Source organism: Micromonospora sp. NBC_00389 (genome assembly GCF_036059255.1).
GTDB lineage: Bacteria > Actinomycetota > Actinomycetes > Mycobacteriales > Micromonosporaceae > Micromonospora.
The window spans coordinates 6,859,012-6,876,492 of sequence record NZ_CP107947.1 but is presented as its reverse complement, the minus strand read 5'-3'; the positions used below and the strand labels follow the sequence as shown (position 1 = coordinate 6,876,492).

The following is a 17,481-nucleotide window of genomic DNA, read 5'->3' as shown; positions in this document are numbered from 1 at the left end:
GGTTGTCTTCACAAACCATCGATGATCAACGCGGTGGCCGTCTTCATGCCCGCGCCACGCCCAACGCCAAAGCCAAGTGACGTTGGAGTACTAGGGAAGAAGATCAAGAATCAAGGGCTGTCTGATGATCAGTGTGCATGACGCCGACCCGGCCGGTGCGGTCGGGCGGCTGACGGTGTTCCGGCGCGAGTTCCACCGCTGCCTCACCGCTCGTGGCGATGCGTTGTTCGAGCTGACGGACGCCCTGTTGTGCGGTGACGCGCCGGTGCGTTCGCTGGTGGAGTTGTCGCTGGTCGGTGAGCATCGGCGGGGGCACGGCTCGCTGTATGCGGCGTTGAACCGTGGCCGCCTCGACGTCGACCGGCTGCGGACCGCCCTCGCCTCGGTGCCGGTGCCGCGCGCCGCGGACGGGCGGATCGTCCTGGCGGTGGACGTGACGTGTTGGCTGCGCCCGGAGGCGCACACCTCGCCGCAGCGGGTGCTGTGTCACACCTACGGGCGTGGCAAGGACACTCACATCATGATTCCGGGCTGGCCGTACTCGCTGGTCACGGCTTTGGAGACCGGCCGCAGTTCGTGGACTGCGCCGTTGGACGCCCGGCGGCTGACGCCAGGCGACGACATCGCCTCGGTCACCGCCGGCCAGTTACGGGAGGTAGTGCAGCGGCTGATCACGGCCGGGCAGTGGCGCCCGGGCGATCCGGACATCTGGATCGTCGCGGACGCCGGCTACGACGGTCCCCGACTGGCGTTCCTGCTCGCTGACCTGCCGGTGCAACTGCTGGTGCGGATGCGCTCCGACCGGGTCCTGCGCAGGCGCGCACCGCTGGAACGAACCGGCAACGGCCGCCCGCCACGGCACGGCGGCGAGTTCATCTTCGGCGATCCCGCCAGCTGGGGCGACCCGGACTCAGCCACCACGACGCCGACCCGCCTCTACGGCACCGCGACCGCCCGGGCATGGAACCGGCTGCACCCACGGTTGACCCATCGCACCGCCTGGACCAGCCACACCGCAACGCTGCCGATCATCGAGGGCACCGTCATCCTGCTGCAGGTCGACCGGCTGCCATCGGGTGCGAGCGCGAAACCGGTCTGGCTCTGGTGGTCGCAGCCGGAAGCCACCACCGCCGAGACCGACCTGCTCTGGCAGGCGTTCCTGCGCCGGTTCGACATCGAGCACACCTTCCGCATGCTCAAGCAAACCCTCGGCTGGACCAGCCCGAAACTGCGCGACCCGCACGCCGCCGACCGCTGGACCTGGCTCGTGTTGGCCGCCTACACCCAGCTGCGCCTCGCCCGAGGCGCCGTCGCCGACCTGCGTCGGCCCTGGGAACGCCCAGCCCCGCCCGAGCGACTCACGCCCGCCCGCGTCCGGCGAGGGTTTCGGCACCTATGCAGCAAAGCCGGCAATCCCGCCTGCGCACCGAAACCCTCCCGGCCAGGACCCGGCCGACCACCCGGACTACGCAACCGCCACCCGGCAGCCCGCCACGACGTCCACATCGTCACCGCCGCCACCAGCACAAAACCGAAAGGTGACACGAAGAAAACGAAGAACTCGAATAACCCGAGGCCACGCCGCACAGGTTAAAGATCAAGCTAGGGCGTGTCCTGCCGATCATGGAAGCCAGATGATGGCGGCGATGAGGACGAGGCTGGCGCGGTAGAGAGGGGGAGTCTTGAACAGCAGTGTGAGGGCCACGAGACCTACGATGAGCGACACGCCGCCGCCGAGGAGGAAGGTCGATCGAGCGCCGAACTGTTCGGCGACCCAGCCCGGGTATGACAGGCTGATGCGGTCATCTGGGCGTGAGTTGTAGGGTGCCGTTGCGTTGCCTGATCGGGAGACGCGTCAGGCCGGGGTCGGGGTCTGCGGTCAGTGCACCCGGGCGAGTTCGCTGAACGCCGTGGCGACAGCGAAGTTCGGGGGATGCGTCGAGTCCGAGTTCGTAGTGTCCGCGGCGCAGATTCTGGATGGACGCATGTCCGGCGATGATCAGCTGTGCGGTCTGGTCGGTCCGGAGCCCGCGCATGGGTCGTAGCCGATGTTTGAGCTGGCTGTGATCGGCCTCAATCGGATTGTTGGCGTGCCGCTCGACATGATGCCAGGCCGAGGGGACGAGTTCATCGAGCACGGCGGGGTAGACCGGGGCGGCGTCGGTAACGACCTCGGTAGGCCTCGCCCTCACCTTCAGCACCCGCAGCGCCCGCAGAAAGAATTGCCGGGCCGTGACGGCACCCCGGCGAGCCGAGACCAGCACGTCAATCACCTGCCCGTGCTGGTCGACCGCCCGGTAGACGTAACGCCACACACCGTTGACCTTGATGTAGGTCTCGTCGACGAACCACCCGGTCACCCGGTGAGTGGCGGGCGAACCGGGCGGCATCGGCCAACAGCGGGGTGAACCGTTGTACCCACCGAAACACGGTGACGTGATCGACCTCGACACCGCCGTTCGGTGAGCAGTTCTTCCACGTCTCGGTAGGAGAGGTTGCAGCGCAGGTACCAGCGGACCGCGATGACGATCACCTCGGACGGGAAACGGAATCCGGTGAACGCCGACTTCGGCGGCAACCAGGGGCGACGACGGCTCGATAGCCTCACCGGTCAAGCCTGCCTCGGTCCCCGGACACAGGCAACGCAACAGCCCCCCGGCTCGGACTGCACCCGGATGTCCCCGTGGTGCTTGTTGACGACGATCCGGTAGGAGATGTCCAGCCCGAGGCCGGTTCCTCGCCGACCGGCTTGGTGGTGAAGAACGGCTCGAAGATCCGCGGCGGTCTGTCTCAAGCTGAATACGTACCGGGATACAGCTCGTGGCGCGTGGCCTACTTGGTACATTGCCAGCAGAGAAGAAGGATCAGCGCGTGGCAGCGCGGTCTACGGCGACTGACGGGCGTTCAGTGCGCTGGTGACTGGATCAGGTGGTTCAGCCTGCTGGTGTCGTCGGTGAGAACGTACGCTTGACCACGGCTCAGGGCTGGAAGCTGGTTCAGCGTGAGCAGTCCGATCTGCGCGAGGACCGATGCCTGGTCCCTCTCTGCGCCAGGAACGTCAACGGCAGTGGCAGGGCCGGGTTGCCCGGGAGGACGCTGTCACCAGTTGGCAAGGGGGTCGCAGCGTGTACCTGGATCCCGAGCTGGCAGCAGCCCTGCCCACGCTGCCGGACCTGCACATCCACGACCTCGCCGGGGCCCGCGCCCGGATGCGGGAGCTCGCTGCGGGCGCGCAACGGCCCCCACGGGGCGAGGTCATCGTTGCCGACCACGAGGTGCTTGGTATGGATGGCAACTGCGTGCCAGTCAGGGTCTGCACGCCGCCCAACGTCACTGGCCCACTTCCCGCTCTGCTCCTGCTGCATGGCGGCGGATTCGTTATGGGCGACCTGGAGACGGTCACCGCACAGGCCATGGACTTGTGCACCCAAGTTCACGCAGTCGTCGTGGGGGTCGGCTACCGGCTGGCCCCTGAGCATCCGTACCCGGCTGCCCTGCATGACTGTGAGGCCGTGTTGCGCTGGATCGCCTCCGAAAACGATGGACTCGGCGTCGATGCCGCACGGATCGGCGTGTACGGCATGAGCGCCGGCGGCGGCCTCGCCGCAGCACTGACGCTGCTCACCCGCGACCGCGGCGGACCACCTCTGTGCTTCCAGCTGCTCGACGCCCCCGAGGTTGATGACCGGCTGGACACAACCTCGATGCGTACGTTCGGCGACACCCCGCTGTGGAACCATGGTGATGCGGTGCTGAGCTGGCGGCACTACCTGGGGGGGCGTGACGGGGTCGTTCCTCCCTACGCGGCACCGGCCCGCGCCGACGATCTCTCCGGCCTCCCCCCGGCGTACGTATCGGTTTACGAGAATGACCCGCTGCGTGACGAGGGCTTGGCCTACGCATCCGGCCTGCTGAATGCCGGCGTGTCGGTTGAGCTGCACCTGTTCCCCGGCACCTTCCACCGATCGGCCACCATCACGGGCGCGGCCGTATCCCGGCGCCAGGCCGCCGAAACAGTCGATGCGCTCCGACGCGGCCTTAACCCAGTCAGGTAACCGGCGCCAATCTCGTCGGCAACCATCGACCAGGGTCTCCTGCTCGGTGACCACTTCGGCGGGCACGAAGCGCTCAGTGGCCACGGAGCCCCGCGGCGGGACCAGTCCGACCGGGGGAGCCTCGACGACGGGCGGTATGTGCCACCGGAGGTCCAACAGCGGGCCTAGCCAGGGGCTTCTGCAGACCGGTGCCCGCATCGCCCAGCAGCGCCTCGCTGGCGTGGTGCTCGTCCGTCAACGCGGTGGGTGAGTACGTCTACGCCAACCGCCTGCACACCGGAGGCCGGAAGGCCCCGGCCGGACGGGCCAAGCCCCTCCGCCCGCCTCTCTCATCTCGCCTAAGTGCTCGGCGTACTTGCCGCCTAAGGGACGTCTCGTAACTGGGTGAAGGTGTTGCCCGGCGCCAGACCGGCGATCAGCCGGCGAGGATGATGTTGTGGAGGTTGGCGATGCCGGAAGCGGCGTCGGCCAATGTGTGAGCGGCGCGGCGGTAGTCACGCAGGATCTTGAAGCACTTCATCCTGGCCAGGGCGTGTTCGACCCCTGCACGGACCCTCCGGTGTTCGACGTTGAGGGCTTCTTTCCAGGCCGGCAGGTCACCGCCGTCGGCGGGCTTGCGGTACGGGATGATCACCTCGGGGTTGCCGCGGTAGCCGCCGTCGGCCATCACCGGCCGCCCGGCGAGTTTCTCCTCGATGCCGCTGGTGCGGTAGACGATCGTGTCGTTGCGGTTGCCCGGCTGTGGGTCGCCGACGGCGATGACCAGGCGGGTGCTGGCGTCGATGGCGACCTGCAGGTTCGTCGAGTACCGGTAGTTCTTGCTGCGGGCGGCCAGCCGGTGATCGCGGGTGGGAATCAGGGTGCCGTCGACGATGGCGATCTGCTCGACCGGCCGCCGCAGCACCGGCGCGAGGGCCAGCAACGGGCCGAGAGTGTCGATGACCCGGTGCGCGGCCGAGTGCGACACCCCGAACAGCGGCCCGATCTGGCGCATCGTCAGGTTCGTGCGCCAGTAGGTGGCCACCAGCAACACCCGATCGGGAAGGTCCAAGGCCCACTGCCGGCCCGGCCGGCCATCGGCGATGCCGTCACCGCCACGCTCGGCGACCACGCGGACCAGCTTGCGGAACTGGGCGGGCTGCAGCCCCGTGAACGGAAAGATCCACTCCGGGCGGGCCGCGGTGATCACCTGCACCCAGGCATCCTGACCGACCGTCCTCAACGGACAGACACCGGGGTTACGAGACGTCCCTTAGCAGCCGGCGCAGCACCGCCCGGGGAACCGTCGGTCCATGCCCTAAGCGGCGGCCGGACCGCGAGACGTGCGGGCTACCGGGAGAGGTACGCCTTGATACTGGTCGGGAGGAGTCCTGCCGCACCCGCCACGGCGGTCCGCGCCTCCCCGGCCACCGGAACCAGAGTGGTCTGCTTGGGCGGTACGACGATCAGGTCGCCGACCGGTACCACCCGCTCGGCCTGCTGCCGCTGGTTTCCCTCCGGCTCGGTCCAGATGATGTACACCAGCCGGACGCTCATTTGGTCGCTGTCGTCGTTGCGCACCGACACGGCGGTGAACCGGCTGCTGCGGTCGGGCACGCGGCCGGATTCGTCTACTGGGGTGACGACCGGGTCTACGTCGACGGCGGGGGCCTTCACCGTCTCCGTGGTGCGCACCGAGACGGCCACATCCTCTGCCAATTGGGCTGCCCCGCCCGTGAAGACCAGCACGTCGATGCCGCCGGCTGGTGGGACGACCAGCCGGCCCCGGTCACTGCCGTAGACCGTGGCGACCTCCACGTTCGAGAGTGGGGTCCGGGCGGCGTCCAGCGCCGTGAACTCCAGCGTCGGGGCGAGCACCTGGGGGCCGTCGTTGAAGATCGTGAGCACCTGGTTCATGTACCCGTCCCCCGTGTCGGCCGCGATCTGGAACCGCAGCGCGGCGGCGGGGCGGGACCCGGCGAGGATCCCGCAGCCGGCGAGCAGCAGTGTGGCCGCGAACCCAGCCACCACCCTGAGGGGCGCCAGCGTCGCGTATGCGCGGGGGTGGGAGCGGGGACGGGTCGTAATCGGGCAGAGGTACGGAACCGGCGCAGGATACGGCGGGGCGGACCGGGGCGGTGCCCCGTGGTGGGTTCCGGTCGGGGACGGCGGGCGCGGGCGGGGTACCGACGGGCCTACCGACCAGATGCCCCCACGAGCCCTTATTTGATCGGTACCGTCGCGGCGACTGACCAGGGGGAGGGCAACCAGCGTGCAGAGCACACCCCGACTGGCCGACCGCGCACCCGCATCGGGCGCATGGGCCTCGTTCCCGCCGCGGTGGCCACCGCGAGCCTTGCCGGAGTTACGGCCTGCGGGCCGGCAACTGCGGACGCATTCCAGGCCGCCGGCGCGAGCGCTCCGGCGGCCCCCGAAGAGGTCACCGAGTAGCTAGAGTCGGCTGAGCCGCAAAGTCTTGCCGATAGTAATCGGCGGTGGGGCTTCGGTCCGTGTCGCCCCTCGGACACGACCCATAGGCCCACGGTGCGCGCTGAGATCAGCTTTAGCGTGCACCGTTTGCGTTTGCGGATGGTATGTCAGCCGCAGGCCGAGCTGTCGGTAGACCTCGGCCTTGTCGGCGGGGTCCGCATCGTGGAGCACTGTGACGATGTGCCCGAGTGCTTGGACCAGCGTGGTGATCTCTTCCTGGGTCATCCGGCGTGGTGCGGCGGAGTCCGGCGTGTGCAGATCGGTTTCGGCCCGTGTTCGTTCGGCCTGCGTCTGTGCTATCCAACTGCTGACGACCGAGGGGTCGGCTCCGGCGTCGAGGGCTGCCCGGTAGCGCTCAAGTTTCGCGTCGCACTCGGCGATGGTCGTGCGAGCGGCGGCGATGGCGGGGGAGGCCCGCTTCCCCAACTGGGCATCTGCCATCACGGTGATCGTCTTTTCAAGGCGGTCGGGATCGAACGCGGTAGCGAGCCATGTGTCGAGTGGGTCGGTGAGGGCGTCCTCACGGAGGTAGACGTTGCGGGGATGCGAGACTTCGTTGGCGAGGGCGTATTCCTGGGGGAAGCGGCAGCGGTAGTAGGCGGCGCCGTGGTTGTACTGGCCTTGCATCCGGCGCTGGCAAGCGGCGCAGTAAATCAGGCCACGGAAGACGTACGCGTTACGGGCGGGGCGTTGCCGTTGCGGGATGTCCAGGCCCAGCCGGTGTCGTTTGAGCAGCGTCTGAGCCTGTTCGAAGGTTGGATCATCGATGATGAGTGGATGGGTGATCTCCTTGGAGATCACCCACTTGTCTGGCGGGTTCCAGCGCATGACTCCGGTGTGACCGAGCGCCAGGGCTCCGGCAAGGTAGCGATATGACCGGTCTGGCCGTTTGAGTGCAGACGCTCCTGATCATCACGGTATGAGGACAGGCGCGGCCTTTCGATGATCATCCAGGTGTCGAAGCTGGGAAGATCAAAGAGGACCGCGCCCGTTGGGAACATCATCGCTGATTGACGTGTTGGCCGTGCACGCGGACCGCTTGGACGAGCCGTTGACAGGCGGCCGGACGAGCTTGGTCACGGCGTTGAGGCAGGTGCCGGACCGGCGAGACCCTCGCGGTGTCGTCCATGCGCTGCCCGGGGTCCTGGCCGCCGCGGTCGCGGCGGTGTTGACCGGCGCCCGGTCCGCGGCGGCCGTCGCCGAATGGGCCGGCGACGTCCCGCAGCAGGTCCTCGCCGAGTTGGGCGTGTTCCGAGACCCGCTCACCGGGGTGTATCGGGCGCCGGACGAGTCCACATTCCGGCGGATCCTGGCTGGCGTCGACGCCGACGCCCTGGACGACGCGGTCGGCCGGTGGCTCATCGCCTCCGGGCCGGCGGCAGGAACCCCGACCGGGCGGCGTGTGTACAGCGTGGACGGCAAAACCCTGCGGGGCAGCGGACCGGCCGGAGCGCAGGTGCACCTGCTGGCCGTGCTGGACCAACGCACCGGGGCGGTCCTCGCCCAAGTCGACGTGGCCGGCAAGACCAATGAGATCACCCGCTTCCAGCCGCTGCTGGCCGCCCTCGACCTGAGCGCGGCGCTCGTCACCGCTGATGCGTTACACACCCAACGCGAGCATGCCCGCTGGCTCGCCGAGACCAAGCACGCCGGCTACCTGTTCACCGTGAAGAAGAACCAGCCGCGTCTGTATCGGCAGCTCAAAGCCCTGCCCTGGACGAAGGTCCCGGTCCAAGACGAGACCGGCGAACGCGGCCACGGCCGCTACGACATCCGCCGTCTACAAGCGGTCACCTGCACCGGGCCGCTCGCCCTGGACTTCCCACACGCCGTCCAAGCCCTGCGGATCCGCCGCCGCCGACTCAACCTGAGCACCGGCCGCTGGTCCACCGTCACCGTCTACGCCATCACCAACCTGACCGCCGCCCAGGCCAACCCCGCCGACCTGGCCGACGGGCTACGCGGACACTGGGCCATCGAAACCCTGCACCACATCCGCGACACCACCTACGGCGAAGACGCCAGCCGCCTGCGCACCCGCAACGCACCCCGCGCAATGGCCACCCTGCGCAACACCGCGATCAGCCTGCTCCGCCTCGCCGGCATCACCACCATCGCCCAAGCCCTCCGCCGCAACAGCCGAAACCCCTACCGACCGCTACAACTCCTCGGACTCACCTGAAGTCCGGCATATGACTACCTTGCCGGAGCCCTGGACCGAGCGCGACGTCGTCGACGTCGAGTAGGACCTCGTCGGTGCGTTGTTTTTTCCAGACCTGCCGTCCGGTGTAGCGGGGGTTGGTGAGGATGACGCGGACGGCGCTCTTGGACCACGCGATGTCTCAGCAACATCCATGATCACGCCAAGGCCGCTTACTGTCCACAATGCACAAAACGATCCCCGGCCGAATCCGCAGCTAATCGGGCCGGGAGGTTAAACGACAAGCTAAGAGCCTGGTAAATAAGGGGTTGAGGCGGCCGCTGGGGCCCGGTTGAGATCGATGATCTCGCATGTCCGGCGTGGCGGCGTGACATGGGGAAGGGCCTTCGGTACGAGCAAAGGCGACTAAACCAGCACGACCGAAGGCCCAACCCTGTCTGTATACCTTGTCGCCGGTGTCGCCGCATCTACCGCCCCGGCCAGCCTCGCCGATCACCTGCCGACCGCCCGGCCACGGCATTACCCGTCCGACACCACGGATGCCGAATGGGCCGTCCTGGCCCCGCACGTGCCGGCCGGGACCGGACGCGGCCGGCCGATCACCTACCCCCGCCGGGACGTGGTGGACGCGATCCGCCACCTCGACCGGACGGGCTGCCAGTGGGATGCGCTGCCCGCCGATTTCCCCCACTACAAGCTCCGGCCCTTCTACGGCCTGTCCCCAGTAGACACAGCTGGAACTCACAAGACGACCGCTGCGTTCCGACCGACTACCGCCTCGTATTTCGGTCCAATTCCAGGTTGAGCCGTGGTCCGATGCTGAACCAGGCTTTGATGGCCTCTTTGGCGGCGGCCTTGCCTTCCTGATACGCCTCGATGCCAAGCCGAGCGGGTGCGGAAAATACATCCCACACACCGGCATCGTTCGCGCCGCTCGTAGCGAGGTCTGCGAGGAACAGGACTGTGCCACCGACCTTGAGAACACGGCCGAGCCGGCCAGAGCGTCCGCCTGCGGCCGCTTCGTCCATCCCCTCGGCCTCGGAGAGAACCTTGACTACCCCGCGCAAGTTGTAGCCGCCCTCCGCGGCTCCAACGGTCTTGCGCACGGCCTGAGCCAGCACGGCCTCACCCTGTTGCGTCGCCGCAAGTGACTCGCGTCCGGCGCGAGCCACATGCATTGGCGGGACCTCCGTCGGTCGAGGCGAGGTCGGTCCTGGCGGAGCAAACCGACCACCCCTACTCTCCCCAATGGGCGGCCTCATGCCCGCGCGAGCCTCGCAGCCAGATAACTGGTCGTACGCTGCCTTCTCGATGTCCCAGTTGGCCTGCAGGTTCTTCAGAACACGAGATTCAAGAGACTTCGCCTCTGCTGCCAGTGCCTTTCGCTCTGACAGGGCGGCTGTGAGATCCGCTTCGTCTGTTTGCAGTCTCCGTGTCGCCGTGCGAAGACGTTCCCAGCCCGCTTCCACCTGCTGGATTTCTCCTTCTGTCCGCTGTGGCCCATGCGCCGCTTGCCACGCCTCCTGATACTCCTTGGTATGTCGCACGAACGATTCGCCAACGTTGGTGATTCTTTCATTGGACGCTTCCAACTTTTGGGCAAACGCGGCAGCGCTCTTGGAGAGTTCCGCCTCGGACGATTGACCGGCCCGATCGTGGAAATTCGCAGGATTGGACGAAGCGTAGGAATAGACATTCGTTCCTTCTCTGATCCCGAGGGGATCCGCGCTCGCCCACCGGCCTAGCCAGGGCGCGTAGTAGCGCGCCCTGTGGTAGCTGAGGCCCGTCTCATCGTCGCGCTCCTTGCCGGTGTAGCGGTAGCGCTTGAGGCTGACCTCGGCGGCGCTGCGCGCGGCCTGGAATGCCGTTGTGCCGTAGGGATGGAACTCCTCGTAGCCGACCAGCGCGCCGTCCTGGTCGAGTTCTCCACTGGCCGAGCCGAGGTGATTGCTCAGCTGGTAGCGGATGGCAGGCGTACCGGCCGGTGTGGTGGCTGTCTCAACAATGGCGATGGACTGCTTGCCGTCGATCACGTGCAACGTCTGGCGCTCCATCGTCACGTCGCCGTCACCATACTCGCGGTAGATCTCGTAGCCGCCCAGGTAGAGCCGCTCGTTCTTACGCGCGCCCGCCTGAGTCTCGGTCACTTTGCGGGCCCGCCCGCCGCCAGCGTCGTAGACGTAGTAGGTCGTCTCGGGTGTGCCGTCGTTGACAACCTGCTGCGCGCTGGCGCCCAGTTGATCCTTGTAGTGCCAGTGCATCAGCGGCAGGTGCGCCATGCCGGCGATGTTCCCGTGCGCGTCGTAGCTGTACTTCGCGCTGTAGCCGGCCACCGACGCGTGCCCAGGCAGGTTGTCGGGGTCACCGGGCAGGCTGGTGGCTAGCAGGCGGTTGCTGTCGAGGGCGTACTGGTAGTGCCGCTGCCACAGCGCCTGTCCGGGCTGGTCGACGTCGCTGCCGGCGTGGTGGGCCAGTTGCACGATGTTGCCGACCGCGTCGTAGCGGTAGCGCTCGACGTAGCCGCGTAGCCCTTGAAGGTCGTTCGAGTGGACGCGCTCGCCGGCGAAGGGGTAATCGCGCAGGCCCGCACCGTTCGGGCTGAGTGCGAAGCCGGTCTGCCCGCTGTGCTCCCGCCCGCTCGCGGCGATCAGCCGGTAGCGCGCGTCGTAGCGGTAGTCGGAGGCGGCCCCGGCCTGCACGGTGGTGTTGAGCGCCGCGTCCTCGATCCGCGTGATGTTGCCGACCGGGTCGTGGGTGTAGCGCAGATCCTGCACCACCGTCGCGTTCTTGAACAGTATGGAGGCGGTGGTGTCGGGGCTAGCCGGTCGTGTCGTGCGGAGGTTGTTCAGCCGGAACGTCAACGGGTCGTAGTCGTAGCCGGTTCGCGCGCCGCTGCCGTACTCGATGCGTACCCGCTGGCCTCGGGCGTTGTAGTCGATGTTGGTGACGAACGGGGTGGCCGTCACCGCGCCGCGAAGGTTCACCTCCACTCGCTCGATCAAGTTGGCCTCGTTGAACGCTGCGCGGTAGATGCTGCCGTCCGGCGTCGTCACCGTCGTCGGGCGGTTCAGCGCGTCGTACTCGGTCTGGGTGGTCAGGGGCGACGCCGACTCCAGCAGCGGCTCGGCCGCGGCGGCGATCTGGCTCAGGTCGGTCAGGTCGGCGAGCGCTGACCAGTCCGGAATGGTCTTGTAGTCGTGTGCGAAGCGGCGGTCGCTGGTGAGCAGGTTGCCTTTGAAGTCGTAGCGCACGCTGGTCGCCACCCCGGCACCGTCGTAAACCCGGTAGGGCCTGCCGCGCAGGTTGCAGCTGGCGTCGTCGTGTGTCTCGCCGTAGACCCGCAGCTGCACGAGCACCTCGCGGTCGGGCGGCAGCGCCGGGGTGCGTGGGGCGCCGGTCAGGGTCGTATCGCCGGCCGCGGACACGAAGACGCCGACCGGCCGGTGCAGCGGGTCGTAGGTCATGCGGGAACGGAAGCCGCGGCTGCTCCACGTGAAAAGGGGGCTGCCCGCCGCGTTGTGGAGCATCCACCGATCTCCGGCATCCATGCTGCGCTGGAACAGCGGCTTTCCCGCGATGTCGTAGCACGGAGCGAAGCCCTGCGGGGCGAGGTTTTGGGGGTCGTCGAACGGGTGCGCGCCGGACGGCAGCGGCGGGGTGACGTACTGCATCACCCGGTTGCCGCGCGCGTCCTGCACCCACAGCGGCTCGCCCTCGGCGTCGAGCTTCATGAAGGTGACGTACTTCTGGTCCGCGCCATCCGCCCGGTTGTGGACGATCGTCACCGCCGTACGCCCGAGGCTGTCCAGCAGCGTGAGTGCGGGCGTGGCGGCGTGGCCGGCGGCGAGCTGGGCCGCGCGTCGCTCGGCGGCGACGGCCGACGCGCTCATGCGCGCGTACCAGGCGTTCCCCGGCTCGAGCACCGTGTCGTTCGCGTCATATTCGGCGACGTGCCAGGGCGAGAATTCGGCCCTGGTGTACGCGCCATCAGGCGAGTCGGTGCGCATCTGCCGCCCGACCGCGTCGTAGAACAGCACCGGCGTGACGCCGGATTCCTGCGGCTCCTCGAAGCGGTGGCCGACCTCCGGCGGACTGAAGTACGGCTCGTACTGCTTGACCGGCTTCCCTTTATTATTCAGGATCATCTTGCCGCTGGCGATCCAGCGCAGCGGCCCGTTGGGCAGCGTCGGTTCGGCCTGGATCTTCTTGACGAGGACGTTTCCTCCGCCGTCGGAGTACTCAAACGCTGCCTGTACCGGGCTGTCGGGCTGCTCGGCTGCGTGCTCCTCGCGGGCGATCTGGGCGGCGCAGGGCGGATGCTGCCCCCACACGACCGCGCCGTTGTGCATGGTCTCGCCGAAGTGGTAGAGGTGCCGGGTGGTCGCGCCGCCGAGCAGCTGTTTTGCCCCGGCCGCGTCGTAATCGTTGGTGACGAAGAAATTGGCCAGGATTGCCAGATCCGGATTGAGCGTCGCATCGTCGATCCCGGTGAGATGGTCGCCCTCGCCGTTCTTGCCACTCAGCGCGGTCGCGGCCGGCATGCCCAGCACGTCGAAGCGCACCTCTGAGTGGTTGCCGTTGATGTCGCAGATCTGGCGTGGCGCCATCATGTGAAAGTCGAACGCGACGACCTCGGTACGATTCCCAACCGCATCCGCGATCACGCATGGGTAGAGATCGCGCGGGTCATAGTCAAGCACTGTGACATTCCCGAACGGGTCGGTGTAACGCTCGGGCAGGAAGAAATGCTGCTGCGCGTCGGCGTTGAAACCGGCTACCCCCGAACAGCGCCAGTACTGCCCTGCCGTGTCCTCGCCCAACCGTTGTGCCAGTGCCGGGCCGCTGAGATAGCCACTGAGAGGTTGGCTGTCCAACGCGGCGGCGACGTCGGGCGTCAGCCGATCGCCCAATACTTTCGTCAGCAGCGTGTTGGTCAAGGCCAGCGTGTAGGTCTCATACGACAGTCCGCGGGCATTCAGCGTACCGAGCGGCAGCGGCCCGTCCAGCGCATCGTCGAAGTACAGCGAACGCGTCTGCTCGACCAGCCGCTTCTGTCGCGTCGTCCGGTCGGGCAGCTGTTGGTAGGGGATCGCCTCGACGGCCGTCCCGCGCCTCTGATAACGATCGCTGAGCTTGAGCTCACGCAGCTTTCCGAGCGCGAAGTAGCTCCCGTCGCCGGCATCGGCGGGTTTGACGCCGGTCAGTTCGTAGGTCTGCACCTCGCAGGGCAGGCGCAGGCGATAGCTGTCCGGATCGGCCACCGCATCGTCGGTGTAGTGCGTCTCGACATAGGCGATGTGCAGCTCTGCCTGCACGGCGGCGACCAGGGCCTCGGCCCCGTTCGTCAGGAGCGGGTCGTCCAGCGGCGCAGCCGACCAGCGCGGGTAGCCAACCGTCGCGGCCTGGAGGGTGTTGCCGTACTCGTCGATTCTCAGGTTCAGAGTGTGCGTGATGCGCGGATCGGGCGCGAGCGTCTCGGCGCGCAGGTCGAGTTCGTAGTGGTAGTTGATCGCCTCGCTTTCGCTGGCGTGGAAGGCCGCGTGGCGGTTGCCAGCCCGCGGCTGCTCCAACCGGATGTGGCAGGCATGGGAGGTCGCCGAGAAGAGCCTGACCGGTGTCTGCTGGCCCTTGGTCAGTGCGGCGATGTCCAGCTCGTAGACCTCTTGGCGCAGCGGCATGCCCTTGCATGTCCGCAGCGCCTCATGTCGCTCGTCGACGGTGAGGCTCTGCGCGTCGATGTCCGGCTCCGGCAGCGCGCGCTCATAGAAGGTCCCGAGCACCTGCTGTCCGGGCTGACGGTCTTCGAACCAGGCCGGAAAGTACTCGCGCTCGTGCTGGTGCAGGATCCGCTCGCCGTCGAGCAGGGCACCGGTGTGATACCACGTGACGGTCTTGACCGGTGGCTGGTAGAGCCGGCGGTCCTGGGTGACGTAGGGGCTGTTTGCGTTTCCGGCGGTAAACGTCCCGTAGTCCTCGACATCCACCTGCTCGACGCGCCCGAAGCCGCGGAACTCGCGATCGGGTCCGTCGAAGTAGCCGTGGTGGTAGCTATAGGTGCTGGAGAAGCTGGTCCCGCGCCATGTGTCGCGTACCGTCAACCGCTCGACGACATGCACCGGGAAGGGCAGCTTTGTCGCCCAGGGCGTACCGGCAGCCTTGTCCTGCAGATAGAACTTCGTCGAAGGGGCGTACTGGATCTTTGTCTCCGCGCCCAGGTTGTTTTTCGTCGTGACCAGCAGGTGCGGCTTTTGCCCGCCCATCAGGTCGATATAGCGCAGCGGGCGGCGCGCGTCGCCCGGCAGCGGCGAGGACCAGACCAGGCACGCCGTGCCGTTGCCGAGCAGGTCAACCGCCTCCACGCTGGTCATCGTCGTGGCTGGTGGAAAAGCTGGGAGCGTCACCGGCTTGCTCCAGCTGTTGCCGCATTGGTTGAAGTAGATGCGCACGCCCTCGGCGTGCAGGTAGATGATGTCGGTCGTGCCGGAGCCGTCGATGTCGGCCAGCCGCACGCGTCGTTGGTCGAACAGCTCTGGCCGGTCGAACGGCTCCCGTTCGTCATGACCCGCCATCGCGTCCTCGCCCGTCGCGCCGGGCCCCGGCAGGCCGTCCATCGTCACCTTCGGGCCGAAGCGGCCGTAGCCCAGGTTCGGCCAGTAGCAGACCTCGCGATTGCGGATACGTACGAGGTCGGTCAGTCCATCACCGCTCATGTCGGCGAGGTAGATCGACTGCTCGCTGTCGGCGAAGACCAACACCGGCCCGCACTCCTCGTCCCACACCGCGTTCACGCGCCGCTGCGGGCCGAAGCCATCCTCGCCGAGCGACGGATGCCAGGCCAGCGCGTGGTCCTCGGTAATCAGCACATCGGCGCGCCCGTCACCGTCAAGGTCGACGAATCGGAGATTCGGATCTGCCCAGTCGCGGTTGGGCAACGCGCGAAAGGCGGTGAACGGTTCCCATTGTGCGTCCTCGGCGCGCTCGTAGAAGCCGGGAACCGGCCCGGCGAACTGCACGACGTCTGGACGCCCATCGCCGGCCAGGTCGAGAAACTGCGCGCCATCGGCCAGCGCGAGTGCCGGGCTGGGCGTGACGACCTCGAGCGGACCAAAGCGCGCCTCGACGTGCTGGTCGCCGCTTCGGCCGACACGGTTGATCGGGCTCAGGTTGCGCTTGTAGAACCAGGCATTGGCCTGTTCGGTCAAGAATCCGGGCAACCCCTCGCCGTCCAGATCGACCCACCGGTACCGACCGATCGGCAGGTTCGTGAGGCTGTCGGGGTCAAGCTCGCGTAGCTCGCTCTGGATGATCGCCTCGCTGTAGCCGAATTCCACCGGCGGCAGCGACCGGCAATGATAGCCGTCACTCTGGCGCTGGTAGCCCCACTGCGTGACCGCCACCAGCTTCGAGTAGATCGGGCGGCGCGCGTTCGCCGGTTGCTCGTCATGTGAGTAGGTGAAGTCGGTCGAGCGGACCAGACAATTGGCGCGGACCTCCGGTTCATCGGGAAAATGGTGGAACATCAGCACGCGCCGGCAGCGGCGGTATGTGCGCACTTCGAAGCCGGAGCGGTAGGAGGAGAACGGGTCGGGGCGGACCGGCCAGTCCGACTCGTCTTCCGGCAGCGGGCTCGCCGCGTCGTGCTCGCCGTAGTCGAAGACAAGTTCGAAATACCACTGGTCGTCGGGGGGCAGCGCCGGCCAGGCGGCCACCGGGTCAAGAGCGGGGAAGTACGGAGTGTGATTGCCGTAGCGGATCCGCTTGAGGTAGCGGTTGGCGCTCCGCTCGCGGTTGCGCTCATTGGCCCTGCTCGTGTCGACCTGCTTGTCATTCTCGGGCTTGTAGCCGTAGGCGATGACGTTGCCCTTGTCGTCGAAGCTCGCGCAGATCAGCCAGCTGAAGATGCGCCGGGCGTCGGCCGGGTCGGCGATGCGCGACTCGTCGGTCCTGCCGTACCAGGTCGTGATGTTGTCGCGCGAGATCGAGCGCCAGAAGACATCGGTCGGGTTGCTGAGGTTCGTCCAGCGCTCGATCCGTGCGAAGAGACCCTCGACGCGGGGGCGGTAACGCTGGACGCAGTACTGAACGCCGCCTATTGTGCGCGGCGGCAGACTCTCGCGCGTCCATTGGCCGTTCTGCTTAACCAGAACCGGTACCAGATCCTCCGCGCCGGACAGGACAAAGATGTCGGACTCGCTGGCGTGATCGTACTGCGGCAGACCCGTGTCGGTCTTACGAGTGATCGCGGGGAGCCCAAGACCACAACCGAAGCCGAACGGGCCGTTGCCCGCGCCGGAGTCATAGGTGAGCGACAGTTGCGGACCAAAGCCTCCGCGGCCAGGGCTGGCGGCGATCGGTACGCTCATCGATCCGGCGCCGGTCGCCGGGTTGGTGGCGAACGTCTCGCCGATCCCCTTGATCGCACCGCCGCCCTTCGGGAGATTGATGGCCGGCGGCCGAGGCCCGGAGGAGCCGAGCGGCTCGCTCGCCGAGCCGGACCGGCCCCACACGGGCCGTTCACTCGGTCGAGGCTGCTCGTCCATACCGCAACACCCTCCAGTCGCATGAACGCACACTGCGGCCCACGTCCTGGTAGATGGTCGGGGAGTACGGCGTCGCCAAGGCGACAAGGTCTGGGCGTGTGGCTGAATCCGACGTTATATCGCCATCACGCGCATTAGCCCTACTTATCCAAGTTACGGTGTGAGCAGCGCATGTGGCGGAGGCCGTACGACGGATCGGACTGGGTCAAGGTGCCGCAGGGGCTGGTTCATCTGCCTCCCGTGCCGCGGTGTGGGG

The 17,481-nt window shown here is 67.5% G+C and carries 9 protein-coding genes and 2 pseudogenes; 4 read left to right on the top strand and 7 right to left on the bottom strand.

What is annotated here, in order from left to right; genetic code table 11:
- Window positions 1-124: 124 nt before the first annotated feature.
- The gene (locus tag OG470_RS32530) at window positions 125-1,594 is read left to right on the top strand and encodes an NF041680 family putative transposase (RefSeq protein WP_328418436.1); all 1,470 of its coding nucleotides are present in this window, start codon (window positions 125-127) and stop codon (window positions 1,592-1,594) included.
- A gap of 285 nt (window positions 1,595-1,879) precedes the next feature.
- Here the strand turns inward: OG470_RS32530 and OG470_RS32525 are convergent.
- Together OG470_RS32525 and OG470_RS37425 are read right to left on the bottom strand one after the other, a co-directional pair.
- A pseudogene (locus tag OG470_RS32525) lies at window positions 1,880-2,578 on the bottom strand (IS6 family transposase).
- Window positions 2,579-2,611: 33 nt separating this feature from the next.
- Window positions 2,612-2,778, bottom strand: a pseudogene (locus OG470_RS37425) (ATP-binding protein); the annotation flags it as partial.
- 347 nt (window positions 2,779-3,125) lie between these two features.
- On the opposite strand from OG470_RS37425, the gene OG470_RS32520 reads away from it, so the two are divergent.
- Complete coding sequence (locus OG470_RS32520; RefSeq protein ID WP_328418434.1) at window positions 3,126-4,055, top strand: alpha/beta hydrolase; 930 nt, start codon at window positions 3,126-3,128, stop codon at window positions 4,053-4,055.
- A 415-nt stretch (window positions 4,056-4,470) separates the two neighbouring features.
- Here the strand turns inward: OG470_RS32520 and OG470_RS32515 are convergent, their stop codons facing one another.
- The 3 genes from OG470_RS32515 to OG470_RS32505 form a co-directional block, all read right to left on the bottom strand.
- Window positions 4,471-5,250, bottom strand: coding sequence for a transposase family protein (locus tag OG470_RS32515; RefSeq protein ID WP_328415194.1), 780 nt, complete (start codon window positions 5,248-5,250; stop codon window positions 4,471-4,473).
- Window positions 5,251-5,384: 134 nt separating this feature from the next.
- The gene (locus tag OG470_RS32510; RefSeq protein WP_328418432.1) at window positions 5,385-6,062 is read right to left on the bottom strand and encodes a hypothetical protein; all 678 of its coding nucleotides are present in this window, start codon (window positions 6,060-6,062) and stop codon (window positions 5,385-5,387) included.
- 423 nt (window positions 6,063-6,485) lie between these two features.
- On the bottom strand, window positions 6,486-7,352 hold the full coding sequence (locus OG470_RS32505) for a zinc ribbon domain-containing protein (protein ID WP_328418430.1): 867 nt from the start codon (window positions 7,350-7,352) through the stop codon (window positions 6,486-6,488).
- A 265-nt stretch (window positions 7,353-7,617) separates the two neighbouring features.
- Here OG470_RS32505 and OG470_RS32500 point away from each other — a divergent pair, with 265 nt between their 5' ends.
- Window positions 7,618-8,706 (top strand): ISAs1 family transposase, encoded by a 1,089-nt coding sequence (locus OG470_RS32500; RefSeq protein ID WP_328414502.1) that lies wholly within the window; start codon window positions 7,618-7,620, stop codon window positions 8,704-8,706.
- Here the strand turns inward: OG470_RS32500 and OG470_RS37420 are convergent.
- Window positions 8,699-8,863 (bottom strand): recombinase family protein, encoded by a 165-nt coding sequence (locus OG470_RS37420; protein ID WP_442931225.1) that lies wholly within the window; start codon window positions 8,861-8,863, stop codon window positions 8,699-8,701. The genes OG470_RS32500 and OG470_RS37420 overlap by 8 nt on opposite strands.
- Window positions 8,864-9,118: 255 nt before the next feature.
- Here OG470_RS37420 and OG470_RS37415 point away from each other — a divergent pair, with 255 nt between their 5' ends.
- Window positions 9,119-9,490 (top strand): transposase, encoded by a 372-nt coding sequence (locus tag OG470_RS37415; RefSeq protein ID WP_442931224.1) that lies wholly within the window; start codon window positions 9,119-9,121, stop codon window positions 9,488-9,490.
- On the opposite strand, the gene OG470_RS32490 is transcribed toward OG470_RS37415, so the two are convergent.
- Window positions 9,456-17,225: a SpvB/TcaC N-terminal domain-containing protein gene (locus tag OG470_RS32490; RefSeq protein ID WP_328418428.1), complete on the bottom strand. Its 7,770-nt coding sequence runs from the start codon at window positions 17,223-17,225 to the stop codon at window positions 9,456-9,458. The genes OG470_RS37415 and OG470_RS32490 overlap by 35 nt on opposite strands.
- Window positions 17,226-17,481 lie beyond the last annotated feature (256 nt).